Source organism: Cutibacterium sp. LaCa_89 (assembly GCF_058177555.1).
Window position 1 is genome coordinate 230,870 of record NZ_CP190889.1, and the last position, 21,400, is coordinate 252,269.

The window sequence follows — 21,400 nt, forward strand, 5'->3', positions numbered from 1 at the left end:
ATGGAGGGAACATGACGGTTGTCATGTTCCCGGTGCTGACGGCGAGGAGCTCGCCGTTCTTGGCTGTACGGGACTGTGGGGCAGGCTGTTCAGCACGCCGGGCTCTTTTGATGAGGGGTCTTGCCTCCAACTCGCTCGATGTCACGCCAGACTGTAAGCTGTCCGTGCCGGTTGAGAGGCATCACAGCGCCTGCAGCCCCAGAATTGGAGGAGTCCAATCCCCGTGACAGTCGTTGACGTAGTCCGCGTTCTGCGGCGCAATCTTGCCCTGTTGATCATCTGCACCGTGATAGGAGGATTGATCGGCGCGGCATATCAGTTGACCCGCCCAGAGGTGTTTACGGCCAAAGCGACAGGCATGGTCGTGGCTGGTGACTCTGCCTCCGTCGGCGGAGCCATGTCGGGCAACACGATCGCCCAGCAGCGCGCAACGACCTACACGAAGCTCGTCGAGACGCGAACCATGTCTCAAAAGACAGCCGAGATCCTCAGGAAACAAGGTATCCCAGAGGCTGCGAGTGGCCATCTGACAGCATCCGCGCCAAGTGACACTGCCTTTATCGACATCAAAGCGACTGGCGACACTGCCAAGAACGCTCAAGCCCTTGCCAATGCGGGGTTGGAGGCGCTCATTTCTGAGGCCCTGCGAATGGAGACCTATGGTCAGACTGCCGGGTCGGGCAACAAGAGCGATGCCCAGTTGGCCAAGATGACCTCGGTGCATGTTCTCGGCTATGAGTCCGCCGGCCTTCCAGCCGGTGACCGTGGGAAGTCGCTGGCACTGTTCCTTGCAGCTGGTTTGGTGATTGGATTCCTTATCGGTGCGGTCATCGCAGTTGTTCGGAAGCAGTTCGACGTCAAGGTCAGGGACCAGGCGACGGTTGAAGAGCTTACGGGTTCGGGAACCCTTGCCGTCGTACCAGATGACAAGAAGCTTGCGGAACAGCGTAAGAAGTCGATTGTCCATCTCTCCGGCGTGACTGGTGAAGCGTTCCGCCAGCTTCGTACGAACCTCAGATTCGCTAATGTTGACAACCCTCCTCGTTCGGTCGTTATCACCTCCGCGAGTCCGGGAGAAGGTAAGTCGACGATCTCGACTCACCTCGCGGTGGTAATGGCCCAAGCTGGCGAGAAGGTTGTCCTCATTGATGCCGACATGCGCCGTCCGGTACAGCACAAGGTTTTCGGCACTGAAGCGGGCGTCGGGCTCTCGCAGGTACTTGCCGGTGACGTAAGCCTTGATGACGCACTGATGCGAACCGAGACCAAGCATCTCCAGATGTTAGCCGCGGGGCGTATCCCGCCGAACCCGTCCGAGCTGCTTGGCTCTCAGCGGATGAAGGATTTGCTGACCGAGTTGCGCAGGCAAGGCTATTTCGTTGTCATTGACGCTCCGCCGTTGCTGGCCGTCACGGATGCCGGCTTGCTCGGGACGATAGCGGACGGCACGATTTATGTGGCTGTGGTTGGGGAGACTCACCGCGATCAGGTGTCCTTGGTGGTCAAGCGTCTGGAGCAGGTTGGAGCTCCGCTCCTGGGCTCGGTGCTGACTCGTGTTCCTCGTAAGAAGATGGGCGACGTGCTGTATGGTTATGGTGCGGCCGGTTATGGGTATGGGTCGTACTACGGTGATTATGGAAAGCATGGCTACTACACGTCTTATGGCACGGAGGAGCAGGACAGCCAGGAATCAATTGCCGTTGTCAAGGACGATCGTCAGCCGAAGGAGAGGCTAGTCCGAGTCCAGAAAACGGAACCCGTTGACACGGACCCAGAGCCCACTCCACGTCGAGCCAAATGATCGAGCTGGTTGCTGAAGGGCACACCGGGTCCGCCGCTGTGGCGGGCCAGGGTAGGGGTACGGGCACCAAGGTCCGTAGTCTTGCCGATCGTGTCGGCAGTACGCGGGTTCCTGACTTCTTGTTGGGGTGCAGCCTCATCCTGGGTAGGTGGGACGCGGGTCTGCCGGTTCCCATTGACGTCATTCTCGTCGCAGGTGCGATCTTCGTCTGCGCTTTCGTGCGTCCGACCATCAAGGTACGAGGTTTTGGTTTCTATTTGCTCTTGTGGGCCACGGTGCTCGCATGGGTCATCGCGGTCTCGATCCACGAGGGTGAGCCATGGCTGCAAAGGTCGTTCCGGTGGTTTCTCCTGGTTCTGTTTTCGGTCTGCCTGGCGCAGCGGCGGCTGCTGTGGCGTTCCCTCATCGCTGGTTATGCATTCGCCCTGGTCTTCATCAACATCCCGGCGAACTTCACATCGCTGCGAGGCGCTAGATATGAGGGCTTCCTGCTTGGTTTCCTCGGCGACAAGAACGTGGCCGGGATGGTCTATGCGGTGATCGGCATCATGGCCTTGGCCATCCTGCGTACGACGGCGACCCGCACGATTGCATTCTTGGTATTTAGTGCGACTGCTGTTGCGACGGGATCTCGGACCTCCATGATGGCGTTTGCGGCAGGGTGCGTCTGGGTGTTCATCCGTGACCGTCTTGGTTTAACCTTGCGCCTGGTTTTGGCGTTCCTTGGCTGGAGTGTAATTCGCTATGTCGAGGAGAACCTTGCCCGGACCGGTGTCTTCGCCGGCAGGGCCGGGACGGACTGGTTCCGTAGTGTCATCGACGTCGCGACGGTGGCCAAGGTGCATGCAGCTCCTTGGTACGGCGAGGGTCTGGGCACAGCATGGGTGTTGGTCTTCGACGACCGCCGGATGTGGTTTCACGACTCCTATGCGGCCCTCCGGGTTGAGGGTGGTATTCCGCTGTTGGTCGCTGTCGTGGGTCTGTTCGTCCTCGTGGTCTGGGGCCTCATGGACCAGCGAACGAAAGTCTCTGACGAGCAACGGGTCGTGGAGGGCGCAGCAATCGCCATCCTGGTGTGTGCGTGGAAACTGGGTGAGGTGTTCTTCACTGTCCCGGCCTTCATCGTCATCGGGGTTGCGCTGTGCGAGCGATACGGTTCGCCCATCAAGGCGCAGGAGCAGTTGTCTTTGGACACTGGCCAAGGCATGGCTGTGGTTCCCATCGCGAAGGACGCGCAGTGATGACCGACTCGCTCGATGTCGTGCAGCCGTCAAAGAGTCCGCTTGGGTGGACGCGAAACCGAGATGATTCCTTAAGGATGGTGAAATGATGCGGCTCCTCGTCGTAACCCCCAGTTTCCATGGCTACGGGGATGCCATTGGTGACGCGTTCGAGAGGACCGGTTACGACGTCGTCGTGCATCGGTACGATGCGGCGCCGCGCGTCGAGAAGGCGTGGAACAAGCTGAGGTATGAGTTGCCGGCCAAGATCCGCGGCACCGAGGGACACCTGTCAGCCGAGGTCGTGACGGCCAGGGCGATCGAGCGTCTTCGCGCCGTCCACCCGGACCTGGTCCTGACGGTCCGGGGTGACGTCCTCGGAGCCGACTACTGGGGCGAGGTCAACCGCATCACCAAGCACTCGGTGACGTGGCTCTATGACGAGTTGCGACGTATGACCCTGGACATTGAGATGGCGTCGACCGTTTCGACCATCATCACCTACAGCCGCGACGACACCACACAGCTGCAGGCCAAGGGGATCGATGCCCACTACGTCCCGACCGGCTTCAACCTTTCGACGAAGCCCGAGGGTCGTTGGCCCAAGAGCGACATCACCTTCGTCGGGTCCAGCCTGCCCGGTCGACAGAAGCTCTTCACGTCCTTGGTGAGTGCTGGCCTGCCACTCGTCGCCTACGGGCGCGACTGGTCCGATCATCCAGTTGATCGGTTGCGAACGTGGCGTCTGAGGTCGACCGGGATCCCCTTCCACCGCGACGTCAGCTTGGGGGAGGCCTACGGCATCATGCGGGACTCGGCCGCGACGCTCAATGTCCACGGTGACCAGGATGGCTTCACCATGCGTACCTTCGAGGCGTGTGCCGTCGGCGGGATCCAGATCGTCGATCGTGACGACGTCAGTGAGTTCTACGAACCGGGCAAGGAAGTACTCGTTCAACACAGTGCTGAGGAGACGATTGATCTCGCCCGACAGGTCCTTGCCGATCGGACCCGCATGATTGCCATGCGCCGGGCTGCGAAGGCCCGCACGTTGGCCGAGCACACCTTGGACCGGCGTGCTGCTGTCATCGAGGAGCTGTGGTCATGACAGGCCCAGGACTCGTCTTCCCCGACGATCTCGACGCGTGGTGCCGGTGGTCCGACAGCCGGAACCGGGTGCGGTTCGGACTGGCAGCTGCCAAGAGGTTCGTGCGACATCAGCCGTCCGTCCCTCCGGCGAAGCTGTACCTGCCGGTTGAACGTCCCACGACCTTGGTCGTGCTTGACCAGGTCTCAGCGAGTTGCCGTTACGCGACCTTCGACCCCTTGGAGCACCTCGACCCTGACCGTACGGCCGTTCTCTCGGCGCATCCCGAGGCCCGCGAGGCCGCGACCGGAGCAGTACGCGTCATGGAGTGGAACGAGGGTGGGTGGCTGCCACCATCGATCGAACAGGTACTCACCCTGGGAACCTTCAATCATCTGGCTCGCCAGGTGAAGCCCTGGGCCACGAGACACAATGCTCGGTTCTGTGTCATCCAGCACGGATTGTTGACGCCCTGGGCTCCTCCGCTGAGCCCGGGGGACCACCTGTTCGCGTGGTCCGAGGCCGACGCCGAATACCAGTGCGCGGGCCGCTCCGACGTCACCAGTGAGGTGACCGGCTCCCAGATGCTGTGGAAGGCTTCGAGGCTGCCGAAGGTGGAGATCCTTGACGAGACGCCCGTGATGCTGGGACAGCTGCACGGTGCCGAACTGGGCCGAGCTGCCAAACAACGGATGTACACACAGTTCTGCACCTCGACCGGTGCGATCTACCGCCCCCACCCCAACGAGGCGGACGTCATGTCGCGTGTCCAGCATCGCATCATGGCGAGGGCTGGCGTCATCATCGAGGCATCAGGCAAGTCCTTGGTCGAGGAGGGGCGGCCGGTCGTCTCCATCTTCTCCACCGGGACCCTCGAGGCGGCGTGCCGAGGTCTGCCGGCGTGGGTTCACCATCCCGACCCGCCGGCTTGGGTGTCGGAGTTCTGGGACCGCTATCAGCTGTCACGATGGGGCGATCCCCCCACTCGGCCGCTTCCACAGCCTGAGGAGGAGCCGGCGGCTGCGGTGGCGAAAGCCTTGACCGGCCGGACGTCAGCGCGCGAGGACGGCTGACATGTCCGGAGGAAGGTCCGATGTCCCACCGGCCATGAAGGGTCGGTCTGGTGCTGATGGCGCCCATGGACGCGCAGTGGTGTTCATGCCTGGTCTGCGTGCCGGAGGGGGTGCCGAGCGGTACGCCGTCACCGTGGCCACCTCGATGGCCGGCCTCGGCTTCGAGACCATCCTGGTGACCCTCCCAGGGGTCACCAGGGAATGGATCGAGTCACATTTCGGCGTGGAACTGGGCGGGGTTCGGGTCGTGGCGATCCGTAATCCCAAGGCATGGACGACAAAGCTGCCTCGTGCCCTCCAGGACGGGGTCGAGAACCACGTCTGGGGCAGGCAGGTCAGGGAGCTGGCGCCGGAGGTCCTCGTCAACTGCCGGTACAGGTCAGAGCTCACAGGAGTGGGGACCGATCGCAACATCTACATCTGTCACTTCCCCCATCATCTGACACCCCCGGTGTCCGACCCGCTGCGAAAGGGCTGGGTCAAACTGGCGGGTGCGGTCAAGCGCGCGGCGCTCAGGCAGGGTCGGTCCTTCCTGACGACGTACGACACGGTGTGTGCGAATTCCGAGTTCACGGCATCCCACGTTCGCACCAGGTGGGGGATCGACCCGGTCATGCTCCCGCCGGCCTGTGACCAGCTGGGTGCGGGCGTTGGTGATCGGGAGAAGGCGATCATCACCGTCGGACGGATCGAGCCATACGTTCCGGGCGTACCCCACAAAAGGCTCGATGTGCTGGTCGACACGTTCTCCGGCATGACGGACCTGCACCAGGACGGTTGGGCGCTCCATGTCGTCGGCGCATGTTCACCCGAGAACGAGGAAGTGCTCCAAAGGCTTCGGGAAAGGGCGGCTGACGCTCCGGTGGTGTTCCACCCGAACGCGCGCTGGTCGGAGCTGGTGGACCTCTACCGGGCCTCGACGGTCTACTGGCATGCCCAGGGGTTCGGGTCTGACGCCAAGGCCATGCCCCAGACCCAGGAGCACTTCGGGATCACCACTGTCGAGGCGATGTCGGCCGGTTGCATCCCCGTCGTCATTGACACTGCGGGGCCACGGGAGGTGGTGCTTCCGGTGGATGGGGCCGGACGTTGGTCGACACCTGAGGAGCTGCAGGAACAGACCCGTAGGATCGCGTCGATGACCCCGCAGGACCGCCGTGAGCTGTCGGCACGATGTGTCGACAGGGCGCGGGTCTACGATCCGGACCACTTCAAGGAACGCCTTGCCGACATTGTCCTCACGGACATCAGAACGAGATGAAGCCCCGGCATTGACAGGAACGAGCAGACAATGACGACCCTTTCCGAGGCAATGGGTGGCACCAAGGCCGTGGTACGCAAGTATGCACCGAAGTCGCTCATGTGGCGTGTCGCGCCGATCCGGCTGTACTGGGCCGGTAGCAACGACGAAAATGCCAATTTCGGGGACCAACTCAGCCCGTTGCTGATCCGAAACCTTTTCGGCGCATCGGTCAAGTACTCGGGCATCGGTGCTGCGGACATGGTTGCAGTGGGTTCGATCCTTGAGGGGGCCCAGAACCTGGCCGAAACCCGTCCGTGGATCTGGGGCAGCGGTTTCATCGAGCCCGGTGGTCCGTGGAACGGGCCTGATGTCACGGTGCTGGCATTGCGCGGTGCCCTCAGCATGGAACGGTTCGTGCAGGCCGGGTACCCAGAAGTACCGCTGGGTGATCCCGGCATTCTCGTGCGCCAGGCGCTATCGCATCTGCAGCGACAGCCCTCCGACAGGATTGGTTTCGTGCCGCACTTCACCGAGCGAGACAACGAGAGGAGCCGAGAAATCGCCTCCCACCCGTCGGTGAAGCTGATCAACGTCTGTGCACCGGTCGAGGATGTGGTCTCCGAGATCCTTCAGTGCAGGCTGGTGTTGTCCTCCAGCCTGCACGGCCTCATTGTGTCCGACTCCTTCGGTGTCCCGAACCAGTGGATCGAGCCGGGTCCGGGTGTCACCGGCGGTCGGTACAAGTTCGACGACTACTACTCGGCCTTCGGGGTCAAGCGTGGCCCCGTCGACCCGGTCGAGATGATCCGCGAGGCCGACCACGTCGTCTCGTCGTGGCGTCCGTTGCCCCATCAGGCGGCCATCGAGGCGGGCCTCATGAAGGCGTTCCCGATTCACCGTCGACGAGTTGGTTGATGGCCCCAGCGAACTCATCGGCAATGCGTTGCGGTTCGTGGGAGCGGGCAATCGTGGACCTTGCCGTCCGACCGGCACGGTGAAGCTCCTCCGGTGAGCCGAGTACCCGTTGAAGGGCTTGGCAGTAGGCATCCTCGCTCACCTCGTCAACGAGCCAACCGGCGCCGTCGGACAACAGTCCGTGGACCCCGGGCGAGACGTCGAAGGCCAGCGAGGGGACCCCGTGAGCGGCTGCTTCGATGATGGTCATTCCGAATCCCTCCGATGAGGATGCCAACAGGTTGAGGTTTGCCGCTTGGTAAACCGCGGAGATGTTCCTCGTCGGCGGCTCGACGATCACGCGGTCCTCGGCCTGACACTCCCTGATGGCCGTGCGGATGGCGTCCTCCTCCGGCCCCGCACCATGGATGTGCAGGATCCAGCCCTGGTACTGATCGCCCTCGACCGCGCGGGCGAACGCGCGAGCCATGAGCGGCAGTTGTTTCTCCGGGCTGAATCGTGCCAGGACGACTGCCCGGCGTGACGTCAGCGATGACTGCGGTGGGTCAACGAGGTCGCTCGGAAGGGCATTCGGCAGCCCGAAGCAGGGGCAGTCGACCAAGTAATGGAATTTCTGCGCGTCAGCATCGGTGAGTGCTGTGAAAGCGTCGGCGGACGAGAACTGTGCGGGTATTGCCTCGTACAGCCAAGGTTCCCCGGCGAGGCTCTCATACTGGGAATGGTGCTGACCGACGTGCAGACGGGCGCCGTCGGTGGGGAAGTGATGCTGGTGCAGAGCCTGGGCGGCAAGGGCGTGGCTCGAGACCAGCACGTCGTGGCTGTCGAGGCATGGTGCCGTCAGCCTCAGCCTCAGGATGTCGGCAACGTGGTCGACTCGCTTGAACGCCACCTTGAGGAGATTACGCAAGATGTTCTGACCCTCGGTGTTGCGCAGGGCCGGTCCTCGGTGGAGCTCAGGATCCCGGATGATGGTCCGGGTAGGGATCGGGGAGACGCCCGTGCCCGGTTTGACCGACAGGTGTCTCACCGCGATTCCGCGGTCCACCAACGCCTGGGAGAGGTTCATGACGGAGGCCGATCCGCCGCTGATCTCGGGCACCCGAGGAGCGAGGAAGACGACTCGGTGTATCTGGTCGGGAAGGTCGACCAGATCGGGGATGCCGTCGCCGGGGTTGAGCCGCTGCTCCTGCTCACGAACTTGGCGCTGGAATGAGGTCATCTCGGTTCGAAGCGTCGGTGTCCAGATGCCCAGTCGATTCGAAATCATTGCGAACGTGTGGCGCAGGTCATGGGTGAGGTCATCGGAGGTGACCGGACGGGTCACCCAGACATGTCTGACGCGTTCCAGATCGTGGTCGGGGACGGATGCCTCCTGGTCCTCGTCGCAGATGACCCAGCCGAACACCCGGCCATGACGGGCCCGGGTGGCGGCCACCAGGTCGGGGAGACTCGTGGCAACCACCAAGGTGATGCGGTGCGGAATGGCTGCGAGGAGCGCATTCGCGCGCCCGGACGACTCGAGTCGCAGCGCTGTGGGGCCAGTGACCTCCCACAACCGTGCGGCAAGTGCGGCTGTCTTCTCGCACTGGTCATCCTGCTCCGGGATACCACACGGAACCCAGCACACCTCCACGCGTCGGGTCATGACTGGTGGGCCTTCGTACGGGAATCGAGATCGCCGAGCTCCACCAGCCGCGCGAACGACGGCGACTGCTGCTCGACCTGTGAGAACGTTCCACGCGCGGTGATCTCCCCGTTCTCGAGGAACAGGAGCTGATCGACGTCACGAACGGTCGACAGTCGGTGGGCGACGATGATGGTCGTTACCTTCCCCTGAAGACCATGGATTGTCTTGGTGATCTCGGCCTCGGTGGCGTTGTCGAGGGCCGACGTCGCCTCGTCGAGGACCAGCACCTGGGGGTCCCGGTACAGGGCGCGGGCGATGCCGATTCGCTGACGCTGGCCGCCCGACAGGCGGGTTCCCTTCGGGCCGATCCCGGTGTTCAGACCTTCGGGCAGTTCGTCGACGATGCCCCTGAGCTGGGCGGCGTCGATGCACGTGTTGATGCGATCGTCATCCCACTCGGACTCCGGTATGCCGAAGGCAATGTTTGCCCTTACCGAGTCGTTGATGAGGAACACGTCCTGTGGGACGTAGGCGATGTTCTCGTGCCACTCGGTCTCGTTGGCAACGATGTCCTTGTCACCGAAGGTCACGCTTCCGCCGTTCGGCTTGATGAGGCCAAGCATGATGTCGACCAAGGTCGTCTTTCCTGATCCGGAGACACCGCACAACGCCAGGGAGGTGCCCGGGGGGATCGTGAAGCTCACATCGTTGAGGACGGGCCGGTCCCCGTCCGGATAGCTGAAGGTGATGTCACGCACCTCGATGGTGTGCGGGTGCTTCTCGTACTCCGGGGGCAGATCAGCCGACGGGTAGTTACACTCTGCCGAGGTGTCGATCTGGTGGGACGCGATGAGGGGGCGCAGGGTGTTGACCGTGATCTCGAGACCGGTCTTGCCGTAGTTGATGGTTCCCATCGTGGCATTGATGGCGGACATGGACGGCAGCAGTTTAATGGCCGCGGCGATGAACACCGAGAACGTTGCCATGAGGGCTGACGGGTTGGAGGAATTCGCGATGAAGACGAGGATCACCGACAGGAAGATGATGGTGATGACCTCGAGGACGGACTTCGGAAGTCCCGTGTAGAAATTCGCCTTGCGGATGGTTTCGGCGTTCTCCAGGACCGCACGGTGGTAGCGATCCACGAAATACGGCTGGGAGTCGTGCATCGACACTTCTCGGAATCCGTCCATGGGTTCGATGAGCCGCTTGCTCACCGTCCATGCGGTCTCCTGTGCCTCGCGGCCGGCAACTGAGTTGACAGGGCTCAGGAAGCGTTGCAGGAAGAACATGGACAGGCCGAAGAAGGCGATGGCTCCGAGCGTTGCAGCCGGTGTGATGAGGAAGAGCAGGATCAGGATCGCAAAAACCGACGTCAGCTGCCCCGTCAGCATGAGCACGCCCCCGAGGACGTGCAAGTGGGCAGCGGTGACGGAGGGGCCAACCGCGCGGATGAGTTCCGGTACATCCCTCTCCTTGTGATCGAGGTAGTCCTCATTGAGGTAAACCTTGAGAAGGTTCGCCGAGGTGCCCGCCATGAGACGGCTCACCAGACCGGTCTGCCACCAGTTCAGCAGGATCGTTCCGACCGCCTTCACGAGGAAGGCCAGGGTGATTGCACAGCAGAGGTAGACGACGAGGCGGGTTCGGGAGGGATGTCCGAAGATCGACGATGCGACGCTGATGTACCCCTGATCAGTGGGGGCACCCATGAGGATCTGGGCGACTGGGAGGATCAGCGCGATACCGGCAAAGTCCATCAATGCGATCAGCGACTGCCCGGCGACATATGCGACGAGTCGCGGTTTGGTGCCCTCGGGGAAGGTGCTTATGAGGAAGCGGAGCTGCTTGGAAAAGGATTCTTTTGGCTCGGTCATTCAGAAGTCCCTCTCGGCGGTCTCGCTGGATTCGTGGCCGGCGATGCTCGAGGACTCCACGAGCAGGGCGACAGCCTTGCGGGCCACCGGGGCCGGCATGGCGGGAAGGACAGTGTCGAGGGCCTTGGCCAGGGTCCGAGTCCTGCCATATGTCAGGTGATCGGCAGTCCATCCCACCAAGCGGTTCCACGTCGAGTCGTCCGTCGGACGGCCCGGTCCGGCGACCTCAGCGCCATGGATCCCGTCGAAGAGTTGCCTCGCCTGGCCGGAACGATATGCGCGCGGGGCACGAGATGCGGTGTTGATGGCAGCGGCATGGTGCCTTGTCTCGAGCGTGGGGTCGACCACGATCGGAACTCCGGCCTCGTGAAGTCGCCAACCGTAGTCGACGTCCTCCCACCCGTACGCCTGGTAACGGGTGTCGTATTCGCCGATCCGGTTCCAGATGTCGCGAGTCACCGAGACGTTGCCCGCCCAGAAACGCCACGTGGTGTCCGCGGAGGCTTCGTACGCACCTGCACGGAACAGTTCGTCTGCCTGGGCGCCGTAGACGGTCGCGTAGCGGGTGTCGGGGAGGACGTTGAGGCAGATGCCGATGGTTCCTTGGTCCTGCTCAGCGTGGCTGGCCACGTGACGTTCAACGTAGTCAGGAGCGGGCTCCAGATCGTCGTCGCACCGGATGAGGACGTCCCCTGTCGCGGCATCGTGACCGGCATTGAGTGCGGCGACTCGGCCACGGTTCTGCGGGAACACCACGGAACGGATGGGCAGGTGGGAGTACCTGGCCACGACTTCCTCGGAGCCGTCCATGTCACCATCGATGACGACGATGGCCTCCCAGTCGTCGGTCGTCTGGGCCGCAAGGGCACTCAGCAACCGGGGGAGACGGTCAGCTCCCCGGTGCGACGGGATGATGATCGATGCAATGGTCATCTTAATCCTTCTGGCTGTCGGAGGAGAATTCGACGTGGGCCACGATGGCCCTCGCGAAGGTCTCTGGGGAGAACTTCCCCGCGTGCTCCAGTACGGTGCGCTCCTCGAGAGGGTTCTCGCGGAACTGGCGCACGGCCTGCGTCACGGCTTCGGGGGTTGCGGAGTCGAAGAATCGTCCGGAGACGCCGTCCACGATGGTGTCCAGATAGCCGCCGGCATGTAGGGCCAGGCAGGGGGTTCCGAAGGCGAAGCCCTCCACGGGCGTCAACCCGAAGTCCTCCTTGCTCGGCGCGATGACCGCCGACGCGTGGGCGTAGGCCCACCTCAACTGGGCGTCACTGATGCCCTCGAAGAAGGATACGTTGGCCGGGGCGAGATCGTGCAATTCATCGCGCAATGGCCCTGACCCGACGACGACCAGATGCTCATCGGGCAGATCCACGAAGGCATTCAGCACGATGTCGACATTCTTGTAGGGCATGAGGCGGCTGACCACCAGGAAGAAGGAGGGATGATCCAGTCCCGGTAGTGGCTCCTGGGGGCCGGTGGGATCCAGGGAGTACGGCGGATGCACGACTGCTGCCTCTATCCCGTACACGTCACGGATACGGTCGCGAACCACGGTCGAGTTACACAGGTACTCGTCCGCGGACGCGGCGGCCCTGCGATCCCAACGTCGTAGCGGCGGGGTGAGGGCCTTGAGCACGATCCCCTTGGGTGAACGCCACCACTGTCCGCCGAGGTAGTCGTCGACCAGGTAGAGGAAACGGGCGGGGGAGTGGCAGTAGACCACCTTCCGGCAGTTCGGTGGGGTCTTGACCCCGTGCGCGAAACCGGTCGTCGAGACGAGAACGGTGTCCGTCCCCGCCGGCACCTCGGTGTGGTCGAAGGCCCAGTCGTAGAGCGGAAGACCGGCTCGAAAGTGGCGACGGAGCCATCCGATCCTGTTCAGCGGAGAGGTGATGACCTCATGAGTGGAGAACTCAGGGTAGGTGAGGTCCGATTCATACACCGATGTGATGATCGGGGCCTCCGGGAACATTCTGGCGAACTGGGTGACGACACGTTCTGCACCACCTCGTTGCGTGAGGTAGTCGTGGGCGATGGCGACGTGCGGGGCGCCCTGGTCGGGCTCCGGATCGACGTCAGCCAGGATCTCCGCGAGACGGGTGCGTCCGGCCTCGGGGGAGAAGTTCTCCTGCCAGCGGTCGTGAGCTGCGTCCAGGAGACCCTTGTTGTAGCCCTCGGCGGCCCTCTCGATGGCATCGGCCAGGCTGGTGGCGTCGTCCGCTCGCGCCACGAAGGGATGATCGGGGCCGGCGACCTCCTGCAGTGCCCCGGCATCGGTGAGGACGAAGGGGCAGCGCGCCGACATTGCCTCGGAGACGACAAGGCCGAAGGGCTCGGGCCATACAGATGGGAAGACCGAGAGATCGACTGAGGAGAAGAACTCGTCACGGTCCATCCAGCCGCGGTGGTCGACGAGGTCGCCCAGACTCGCGATGCGACGGGCGACGAGTTGGGCGTCGGCCGGGTCGACGAACCGGGATTCCCCGGCCAGCAGTAGCCTGAATCGCCCAGGGTGCCGGCGCTTCAACTCGGCCATCGCCTCGCACAGTCGCGGGACCCCCTTGTCGGATGACAGTCGACCGAGGAATCCGACTGTGACGGTGCCCTCCACCGGGCGAGGAGCACGGTGGCGTGCTGGGGGATTCCAATTCCACATCACCCGGGCGTCGGAGATCGCCTCTGCCATCGATGCCGAGGGGACGACCGTTGCCAGGGTCCCATGACGGGCCACGACAGCCAGGGCGCGCAGCTTTCCGAGTGGGCGTTGGTGCAGGTGGACGACCCGGTCGGGGTGCCCCGAGGTGGCGAAGGCCGGGCGCAGCCCGTTGCACCACAGCAGCCCGGTGCGCTCACTCGCGTCCCAGCGACGCAGATTCTCCAGGTACTTCCCGGTGGTGTCGCCGTGGATGGCGATGACCCGGAAACCCCGCTTGCGGGCTTCCGCAACAACGTCGCCGGGAGTCTGGGGTGCAACGATGGTGACGTCGCGTCCCAATTCACGGGCGGCCTCGGCGATGGCGAACATCATGACCTCACCGCCGCCCATGGTCCCCTGGTTGGAGGCGATGGTGAATGTGGTCATCCCACAACCTCTCGGTAGACCTCAGAGATGCCCTCCGTCATGCCCGCCACGGTGGGAATGGCATCGGTCAGGGTGGGGCGGTTGTCCAGGCGGAGTCCCTGTCGGATGGCCACTTCCGCCAGCGCTTCGACATCATCGGCCTCGGCGATGCACCGGGGAGGAAGGATCTCGGGATTGCCGCCAACCGGGCTCGCGGCCACGCCCATTCCCTGCGCGAGGGCGTCGAGCAGGGTGTAGGAGCAGTTGTCCGACTTTGAGGGCTGAACGATGACGTCATGGTTGGTCATCGGCTCGCCGGGACGGACGAAGCCGGGGAAGCTCACCTTGTCATCGAGGCCCAAGCGGCGCGTCAGGGTCTTGAGAGAGGCTTCCTCACTCCCGGTCCCAGCCACCGTCAGGGTCGCCTCCGGATGCTCACGGGTGATGTGCTCGAAGGCGCGAATCGTCGCGGAGATGTTCTTCTCCTTCGACAGCCGCGCCAGGGACAGCAGCCTCAGACCGGGCTCGCGGGACGGCAGGGTGGCGGGACGGTCGACACCGTTGAGTATGACCGTGATCGGTACCTTGGTGTGCCACTGGCGACGCATCTCGCGTTCGGTGGCCGCGGACACCGCGATGACCCTGGAGAACCGGGTTAGCCGGAGACGGTGTGCAGTCTCCATGGTGACGGCTGAGGCACGGTTCGAGTGGTACATGAACCGGTCCGTCGGGATGGTGTGTTCGGTGGACACGAGCTTGACTCCGGTGCCCACCGAGGCCATCGTTGCCAGAAAATCGGCCTTGGCCAGGTGGGAGTGGACGATGTCAGGCCCGAGTTGCTGAATCGTCGCGCGCAAGGATCGGACCGCGGTCCCGGTCTCGACGGGAAGGTCGACGACCTCGACGTCCATCTCCCGGAGCCTGTCGGCGAGAGGGCCGGAGGGGCATGAGACGACCATCCGCCAGCCGGGAATCCCGACCTGAGCGACGTCGAGGACATGTCGGGCCACCCCGGCGAGGCTGCTCACCGGGGACACCCACAGGGCGGTCGGTCGGTTCATCAAAACCACTGCTCCAGGCGCTCGAGGGCCGTCCAGAATCCCTCACCGTTGTTGACGTGGCCCTGCCAGATCTCCGGGATGAAGGTGACCTCGGGGGCCAGCTCGTCTAGCTGTTTGGCAGTCACCGGCCAGTCGATCTCGCCCTCACCGATCTGCGGGCCCTCGCCGTCGACCCCCTCGGCGTCGACGATGTGCAGGTGGTCGCTGAGCGGTGCCAGTTCGGCGATGTACTCGCTGAACGGGATCTTGTTGAAGTTGGCGGCCAACTTGGAGTGGGACAGGTCGAGGGTGAGACGACGTCCGTACTGGTTGCAGAACTCGACGGTGTCGTCGAGACCCATGAACAGGTTGTGGTGCTGCTGTCCACCCATGAGCCACGGGTAGGGCGGCAGGGTCTGCGAGGTCAGACGGACCCCGTCCTCGTCGATCCGATCGAGGGCCTGGGCGATCCGGGCGTACATGGCCGGACGCTCCTCGGGGGCCACGAAGGCGTCCTTGGTGAACCCGCCCATGGTGCAGATGACGACCGGGGGCTCCTCGGCGTCGAACCACGTGTCGAGGTCACGGGCGATCTGGATGACCTTCTGGACCTCGGCGATCGAGCGCTCCCAGATGTCCTCGTCGGGGGAGGCCAGGTTGATGATGAAGTCGCCGGCGTAGAGGTCGGGGCAGTGGACGGTGTAGGTCATCCCGTCGAACTTGCGGTGCTCGAAGGCCTCGGCGATCTGCTCGGCCGTCATCTCCACGTCCTTGTAGGACAGGTGGAACTCTAGGAAATTTGGGTTGGTCTCGGAGTGGGACAGCAGCTTGCGGGCGTCGTGGTAGCGCACCGGCAGGCCCCACGGGCGACGGAAGGTGTAGTTGCGACCCTGGGCGACGGCGTCGGTCAGGTCGGTGTCATAGAAGAAGTCACCGGCGTCGATGTCGCGACGCATGGTGCGACCGACCAGCTCGTCGAGGTGGTTGGGCTGCAGCCCGCGGCCTGGGGACTTGACGGCCACGGCGTCCCGGGTGATGACCTCGCCGTTGTGCAGGGCTCGGGTGGACACCAAGGACTTGGCGAGGTTGGCGCGGTTCATCATCTCGCCGGTCGACACCGAGCGGGCCTTGTCGGAGCCGAGCGCCAGCTCGACCTCGCGGATGCGGTCGACCATCTCCGCGAACTCGTCGGGGAGCAGGGAGACCTGGTGATCATTGCCCTCGAGGGTCTTGTCGATGGTGAAGTGTTTCTCGATGATGTGGGCACCGCGTGCTACTGCGGCAATCGGCACATGATAACCACGTTCGTGCCCGGAATAACCCACTGGGCAGTTACCCAGGGCAGCGAGGCGGTCCATGTAACGCAGGTTGACGTCCTTGAAGGGTGCTGGGTACGTCGACTGGCATTGCAGCAGAGCGAATTGAGCCCCGGCGCTGCGCAGAACGTCGACTGATCCGAGGATCTCGTCCTCGGTCGACATGCCCGTCGACATCAGCATCGGCAGGTGCTCAGCGGCACAGGCCCGTAGCAGGGAGTGGTTTGTCATGTCAGCACTGGCGATCTTGAGGGCTGGGACGCCGTAGTCGGCCAGCACTGTGAGACTGGGGAGGTCCCACGGCGTGCAGAAAGCGTCAATGTCGACGGCTTTGCAATGGTCGAAGACATCGATCATCTGCTCGGGGCTCAGCGAGAACCGGGACAGGAGGTTGAGGGTGTACTGAGCGCCGAGATCCTCGCCCGCGGTGGCACCGTCGGCTTGACGGTAGAGAGCATTCAAGTCGCGCAGCTGGAACTTGACGGCGTCGGCCCCGGCCTCCTTGGCAAGGTCGACGAGGTGCTTGGCCAACGCGACGTCACCTTGGTGGTTATTGCCGATCTCAGCAATGAGAAGACAAGGGTGGCCATCGCCAATGGTGTGACGACCGATGGTCATCTCGGCGGCACCCTCAGTGGTGACCGCCGTGAGATGGCCACGCTCGTCAACGAGGGGGATCACCTCCACGCCGGGGCGAAAGAGTTGGGAAATGGTCGAAGCATCGGCATCGAGAGGTGCATGGATGCACTCACGATTGGCAGCTGCCTGCACCGGCGTCGTCATGTCGCCGTCTGGTTCGGAGGTGATCCAGCGGCGGAAGTCGCCGTCGGAGAAGGACCCGGTGAGGATGCCGTGTTCATCGACGCAGAAGACGATGCCCGACTTGTTGTCGGTGATCTTTGTCAATGCGGTGAGGATGGTGTCCTCACCAAAGACGGCGAAGGGTGTGGTCTGACGGTTGACGATCATGGGCGCGGATAACCTTCTCTGGGATTGGGGATCGGTGAGGTTTAGCGTGCGAGGCGTCGAAGCTCGGTGGCGGCGATGTCGAAATCATGTGGGGAATCAATGTCGATTCCCTCGACCGGATCCATCACGAACAACTCAATGCGGCCGCCGAGACGGTTGTGGTTGTTCTGGTAGACCTCGGTTTTCGTCAGGTAGAGCGAGCCGGTCTCGCGGTAACGCAACTGGTCAGGTGTCATGTCTTGGCGACGTGGACGGTTCTGGTATGGGTAGTGTGCGACGACCTTCGGTTCCTTCTGCCAGATGAAGATCGGCTCGGGAACGACGCCCACCATGGAATCGGCGCCGGAGGATGCGAACTGTCTCAAGGCGCGCCCCATCGTGTCGGGAAGACGAAGCGGGGAGGTGGCTTGCAAGAGCATCACCTGGTCAGGGCGGTGGCCCTGCTCAGTGAGGACGTCAATGGCGTGCTCAACGACCGGCTCGGTCGCGGTGGTGTCCTGGGCCAGCTCGTCGGGGCGCTCAATGACCCCGGCGCCAGCCGTGCGGGAGACTGCAGCGATCTCGGCGTCCTCGGTCGACACGTACACGTCAAGGCCGGGGGTGGCGAGGGCCTGCTCGATCGTCCATGCCAACAGGGGTTTCCCGGCCAAGTCCTTGAGGTTCTTTCGGGGGATCCCTTTGGACCCACCCCTGGCAGGGATAATCGCGAGGGTTGTCGGACTCATCGCACCTCCTGCGCGGTGCTAGTTTCTGATACGAGGCGGACGATGAGATCATGACCGTGCAGCCGACGAGTCACATACTGGCCGATGAACCCGGCCTCTCCCGTGATGACAATGTTCACTGGCGTGTATACCTCTCGGATGATTTGCGATGGGGCGGATGAGACGGTGAGTGCGATTGGTGGCTGAGCCCCCGTTGCAGACCAGCGGCGATACCTGCCCCTAACCAGCCGCCGGCGGCGTTCTCAAAGGCATTGGAGATGAGAGGACGACGCCCCAGCTGGGGCAGGGCGTATTGGAATGATTCGGAGCAGATGCCAATGATCGTGGCGGCGATGCCCCACACCCACCAGCGCACTGTCGGCCAGCCGAGGGTGGCTAGCAGGGTCAGGGGCAGAAGCATGACAACGTTGAGGGTGTGATCGCCGACCATGGCAACTTGGTCGCCGGTAAGCGGGCGTGCCCCGATAGGTGTGACTCCGCCGGTGAGGCGGTAGCCGATCCGCCATTTCAGGGTCCCAATTCGAACTCCCATGGGTACGACGACCCCGACCGCGGCGATGAGAAGGTAGAACCATGTCAGGGCCCGTGCGACCTGCTGGGTTCGAGGGACCATCAGTACGCCCCCGAGGAGGTGAAGACTGCGCTGAATGTCTTCGCGAGGATAGTGATGTCCTGCAGTACCGACCAGTTGTCCACGTAGTAGAGGTCCAGTCGAACGGTGTCCTCCCAGGACAAGTCGGAGCGACCGGACACCTGCCACAGACCCGTGACGCCGGGACGAACGTCCAGGCGCCTGCGAACGTGAGACTCGTAAGCGGCGACCTCGTTCTCGAGAGCGGGGCGCGGTCCCACCAGCGACATGTCGCCACGCAGCACGTTGTAGAACTGGGGAATCTCGTCAATGGAGTAGCGTCGGTGGAATTTTCCGCACTTGGTGATTCGAGGGTCGTCCTTCATCTTGAACAGGACACCGTCGGACTCGTTCTTGTCGGCCAGCATCTTGGCCTTGATCTCGTCGGCGTTGACAACCATCGAGCGCAGTTTGTAGCACTCGAAGACTCGGCCTTTGCGTCCGACTCGACGTTGCTTGTAGAACACAGGACCGCCATCCTCATGTTTGATGGCGATAGCAGCGAGAAGGACAATCGGGGAGGTGAGAATGAGTAGAAGCAGCGATCCGATGATGTCGAAGGTCCTCTTGAACCAGCCACTTGCACGTTCGGCCTGAGGCTTCTCGATATGCACCAGAGGCAGGCCGGCCACTGGGCGGATATGCATGCGCTGTGTGGAGATGTCGGAGAGAGCGGGAATGATGATTAGTTCGGTGTCTTGGCTCTCGAGAGTGCGGGCCAGCCGATTGAACTGGTAGGACCGCGAGAATGATCCTTCGGTGAAAATCACCGCCGCAGCGCGAGTGTATTGGCACGCGGCCACGACATCCTCAGGCGTCCCCAGGACTGGCACGTTGACATTGTGACACCTTTCTTGCCCACGGGTTAATACGCCAACGATGTCATACCCCAGCCATTTCTCACGCTGGAGTACTTTGGCCAGATCGTCAATATGAGTGCAGTCACCGGCGATGATGATGCTGCTGCGGAACCGGCCGCGGCGTCTTTCGTGGTGCAACCAGCGCCTCATGAAGAACCGTTCGAGGAGCAGCGCGGGAATGCTGAAGAGGAACAGTAGAAAGTAGAATCCACGGGGCAGTGGATACATGAACAGGTACGCTGAGACGCCGAGCAAGGCAGCTGTGATGGCCGAAGCCTCAAAAACGGCGCGGTACTGCGCCGCGCCTGAATCCAAGTATTTTGTCCGGTACGCGCCGACGAGTCCCATGATGACCAACCATGCGAAAATGATCCCCCCGGACCATGGAAGGACATTGTCCTGCACGTCGGTGTTCTTTGGGAACATAGTCATTGCCGTTCGTGCTCGCACTGCGATGAACGACGCCAAGGCGATGATGATGAAGTCGGCAACGACGATGCGCACCCGGTACTGACCAAGATTGTCTCGGCTGTGGTGTCGCTGTCGTGGACGGGGACTACCGGCTGGATGCGGAGCGACTGCGTGTTTGGGAGGGAGGAGGCTCGGTGATGACATCAGCCAAGAATCTCCTCTCTGATGCTGTGGACGGGATTCGTGATGGGCACACCGTTCGGGGTGTCATGTGCTGCTGGCAGCACAATTCCTCTCAGGCGCAGAGTATCACCTGGCTGCTGATCATCATCATATGTCGATTTTCCACAACTCTGCTTGAAGGCTGAGGCCGTGCGCCGCGCGCATCAGGACCAGGCTTCAGGTCTGTGTGTAGCTGGTCTGAGGGGTGATAGTGTCAACGGGGTGTTCCCTCATGAGGGGTCCGATGGAGAGTTCGGCTACCAGTTTCGTGTGCAGTAAGCTAGCGGCCAGCAGCTGTCACTGAGCACGTGACTTGACAGTCACGAAACGGCCATGTGAAGATTCTTTCAGTTACGTGGTGCGTCGAGTCCGACACCCATCTGATCTCATCAGCGTTATCTCGCATTCGTGGGGAGAGAAATGAACAACAACCTGAGTCGGCGTAATGTGGTCAAGGGTGCGGCGTGGGCTGTGCCTGCAGTAACTGCCTCGACTGCGCTGCCCTCGGTAGCTGCCAGCCAGGACTGCGTGTACACGGGGGCGCATTGGGAGAAGAGCTTCGTTACCCCCGAGCTGGTGGCACGAAGGGAAGCACGCCCGGGTGCGAAAATTACCACCGGCGGTGCCTATGCATCCAATTTGGATGGCGACATCATTGACCCGCGGGGGCTTGTCAAGGTTAAGAGTGATTACCCTTGGGTCTCCGAACTGATTGCCATCGCTCAGAATGGTGACGGCACTGCTGGTAGTTTGCTGCATGTTGACTTCCCTGGCCCAGCCAGTTGTGTGCAGTTCTTGCTTCATGACATCGATTCACAGGGCTCAGGCAAGCAAGATCACTATCGGGATTCTGTGACCGTTACAGCTGATGGTGCACCGATCACGGCGTCCCCTCTTGAGCCAGGGTACCTGCACGTCACTGGCAACGGAAGTAATCGTGTCAAGGTCGAGTCTCCTTTCGAGCACAAGCGGCTTGACAAATCGCATGAGTGGAATATGGACCACGACACCAAGGGGACCGTGCTCATCAAGATCAAGGGCCCGATCAATCGGTTCTCCATCCTGTACTTGAATGAGGACACTCTCGAGGGCAAAATTCATAATTACCAGCAGATTGCTCTTAGTACCATCCGCTGGTCGAAGGATCCCTGCGGCTGCGAGGTGTGAGAAGCATCAGGCCGACATCATTGATCGGGGATGGCCCCGGATATGAGAATTGGTGCCAGAAAGACGAGGGATGCCCTCGTCTTTCTGTCTTTGTCCTGTCGTTGCGGCTGAAGAGATTCGCTCAGTACAGGTAAAGCTCGCGCATGGCGATG

The 21,400-nt window shown here is 62.6% G+C and carries 16 protein-coding genes; 7 read left to right on the top strand and 9 right to left on the bottom strand.

The genetic code is table 11. The annotated features are described in order from the left end of the window. The first annotated feature begins 223 nt into the window (after window positions 1–223). The 6 genes from ACP8LP_RS00980 (at window position 224) to ACP8LP_RS01005 (ending at window position 7,339) form a co-directional block, all read left to right on the top strand. The gene (locus tag ACP8LP_RS00980; RefSeq protein ID WP_484483216.1) at window positions 224–1,801 is read left to right on the top strand and encodes a tyrosine-protein kinase domain-containing protein; all 1,578 of its coding nucleotides are present in this window, start codon (window positions 224–226) and stop codon (window positions 1,799–1,801) included. Then, window positions 1,798–3,042 carry a zinc ABC transporter permease gene (locus tag ACP8LP_RS00985; protein ID WP_484483217.1) on the top strand — a complete coding sequence of 415 codons (1,245 nt, stop codon included), beginning with the start codon at window positions 1,798–1,800 and terminating at the stop codon, window positions 3,040–3,042. The genes ACP8LP_RS00980 and ACP8LP_RS00985 overlap by 4 nt, the downstream gene beginning before the upstream one ends. A gap of 85 nt (window positions 3,043–3,127) precedes the next feature. Beyond that, window positions 3,128–4,129 (top strand): CgeB family protein, encoded by a 1,002-nt coding sequence (locus ACP8LP_RS00990; RefSeq protein WP_334353169.1) that lies wholly within the window; start codon window positions 3,128–3,130, stop codon window positions 4,127–4,129. Beyond that, window positions 4,126–5,181 (top strand): prephenate dehydrogenase, encoded by a 1,056-nt coding sequence (locus ACP8LP_RS00995; RefSeq protein WP_484483218.1) that lies wholly within the window; start codon window positions 4,126–4,128, stop codon window positions 5,179–5,181. Before ACP8LP_RS00990 ends, ACP8LP_RS00995 begins: the two co-directional genes overlap by 4 nt. A gap of 1 nt (window position 5,182) precedes the next feature. Then, window positions 5,183–6,442 (top strand): glycosyltransferase family 4 protein, encoded by a 1,260-nt coding sequence (locus ACP8LP_RS01000; RefSeq protein ID WP_434285324.1) that lies wholly within the window; start codon window positions 5,183–5,185, stop codon window positions 6,440–6,442. Window positions 6,443–6,472: 30 nt separating this feature from the next. Further along, window positions 6,473–7,339, top strand: coding sequence for a polysaccharide pyruvyl transferase family protein (locus ACP8LP_RS01005; protein WP_334353172.1), 867 nt, complete (start codon window positions 6,473–6,475; stop codon window positions 7,337–7,339). Here ACP8LP_RS01005 and ACP8LP_RS01010 read toward each other — a convergent pair. From ACP8LP_RS01010 to ACP8LP_RS01050, 9 genes are all read right to left on the bottom strand, one after another. Further along, window positions 7,299–8,984, bottom strand: coding sequence for a glycosyltransferase (locus tag ACP8LP_RS01010; protein WP_334354732.1), 1,686 nt, complete (start codon window positions 8,982–8,984; stop codon window positions 7,299–7,301). The genes ACP8LP_RS01005 and ACP8LP_RS01010 overlap by 41 nt on opposite strands. After that, complete coding sequence (locus tag ACP8LP_RS01015; RefSeq protein WP_334353174.1) at window positions 8,981–10,843, bottom strand: ABC transporter ATP-binding protein; 1,863 nt, start codon at window positions 10,841–10,843, stop codon at window positions 8,981–8,983. The genes ACP8LP_RS01010 and ACP8LP_RS01015 overlap by 4 nt, the downstream gene beginning before the upstream one ends. Beyond that, the gene (locus ACP8LP_RS01020) at window positions 10,844–11,776 is read right to left on the bottom strand and encodes a glycosyltransferase family 2 protein (protein ID WP_435933509.1); all 933 of its coding nucleotides are present in this window, start codon (window positions 11,774–11,776) and stop codon (window positions 10,844–10,846) included. A gap of 1 nt (window position 11,777) precedes the next feature. Further along, window positions 11,778–13,928 (bottom strand): glycosyltransferase family 4 protein, encoded by a 2,151-nt coding sequence (locus ACP8LP_RS01025; protein WP_484483219.1) that lies wholly within the window; start codon window positions 13,926–13,928, stop codon window positions 11,778–11,780. Continuing rightward, a complete protein-coding gene (locus tag ACP8LP_RS01030; protein ID WP_435933511.1) occupies window positions 13,925–14,968 on the bottom strand; it encodes a glycosyltransferase family 4 protein in 1,044 nt (347 codons plus the stop codon). Before ACP8LP_RS01030 ends, ACP8LP_RS01025 begins: the two co-directional genes overlap by 4 nt. Continuing rightward, entirely contained in the window at window positions 14,968–17,232 is a 2,265-nt protein-coding gene (locus ACP8LP_RS01035) for an N-acetylneuraminate synthase family protein (RefSeq protein ID WP_004810341.1), read from the bottom strand. The genes ACP8LP_RS01030 and ACP8LP_RS01035 overlap by 1 nt, the downstream gene beginning before the upstream one ends. Window positions 17,233–17,273: 41 nt before the next feature. Continuing rightward, window positions 17,274–17,957: an acylneuraminate cytidylyltransferase family protein gene (locus ACP8LP_RS01040; RefSeq protein WP_004810342.1), complete on the bottom strand. Its 684-nt coding sequence runs from the start codon at window positions 17,955–17,957 to the stop codon at window positions 17,274–17,276. 115 nt (window positions 17,958–18,072) lie between these two features. Beyond that, the gene (locus ACP8LP_RS01045; RefSeq protein ID WP_004810344.1) at window positions 18,073–18,570 is read right to left on the bottom strand and encodes a hypothetical protein; all 498 of its coding nucleotides are present in this window, start codon (window positions 18,568–18,570) and stop codon (window positions 18,073–18,075) included. Then, window positions 18,570–19,952, bottom strand: a complete 1,383-nt coding sequence (locus ACP8LP_RS01050) for a sugar transferase (protein WP_484483220.1) — start codon at window positions 19,950–19,952, stop codon at window positions 18,570–18,572. The genes ACP8LP_RS01045 and ACP8LP_RS01050 overlap by 1 nt, the downstream gene beginning before the upstream one ends. Before the next feature lie 549 nt (window positions 19,953–20,501). Between ACP8LP_RS01050 and ACP8LP_RS01055 the strand changes: the two genes are divergently transcribed. Further along, a complete protein-coding gene (locus ACP8LP_RS01055; RefSeq protein WP_484483221.1) occupies window positions 20,502–21,248 on the top strand; it encodes a twin-arginine translocation signal domain-containing protein in 747 nt (248 codons plus the stop codon). Window positions 21,249–21,400 lie beyond the last annotated feature (152 nt).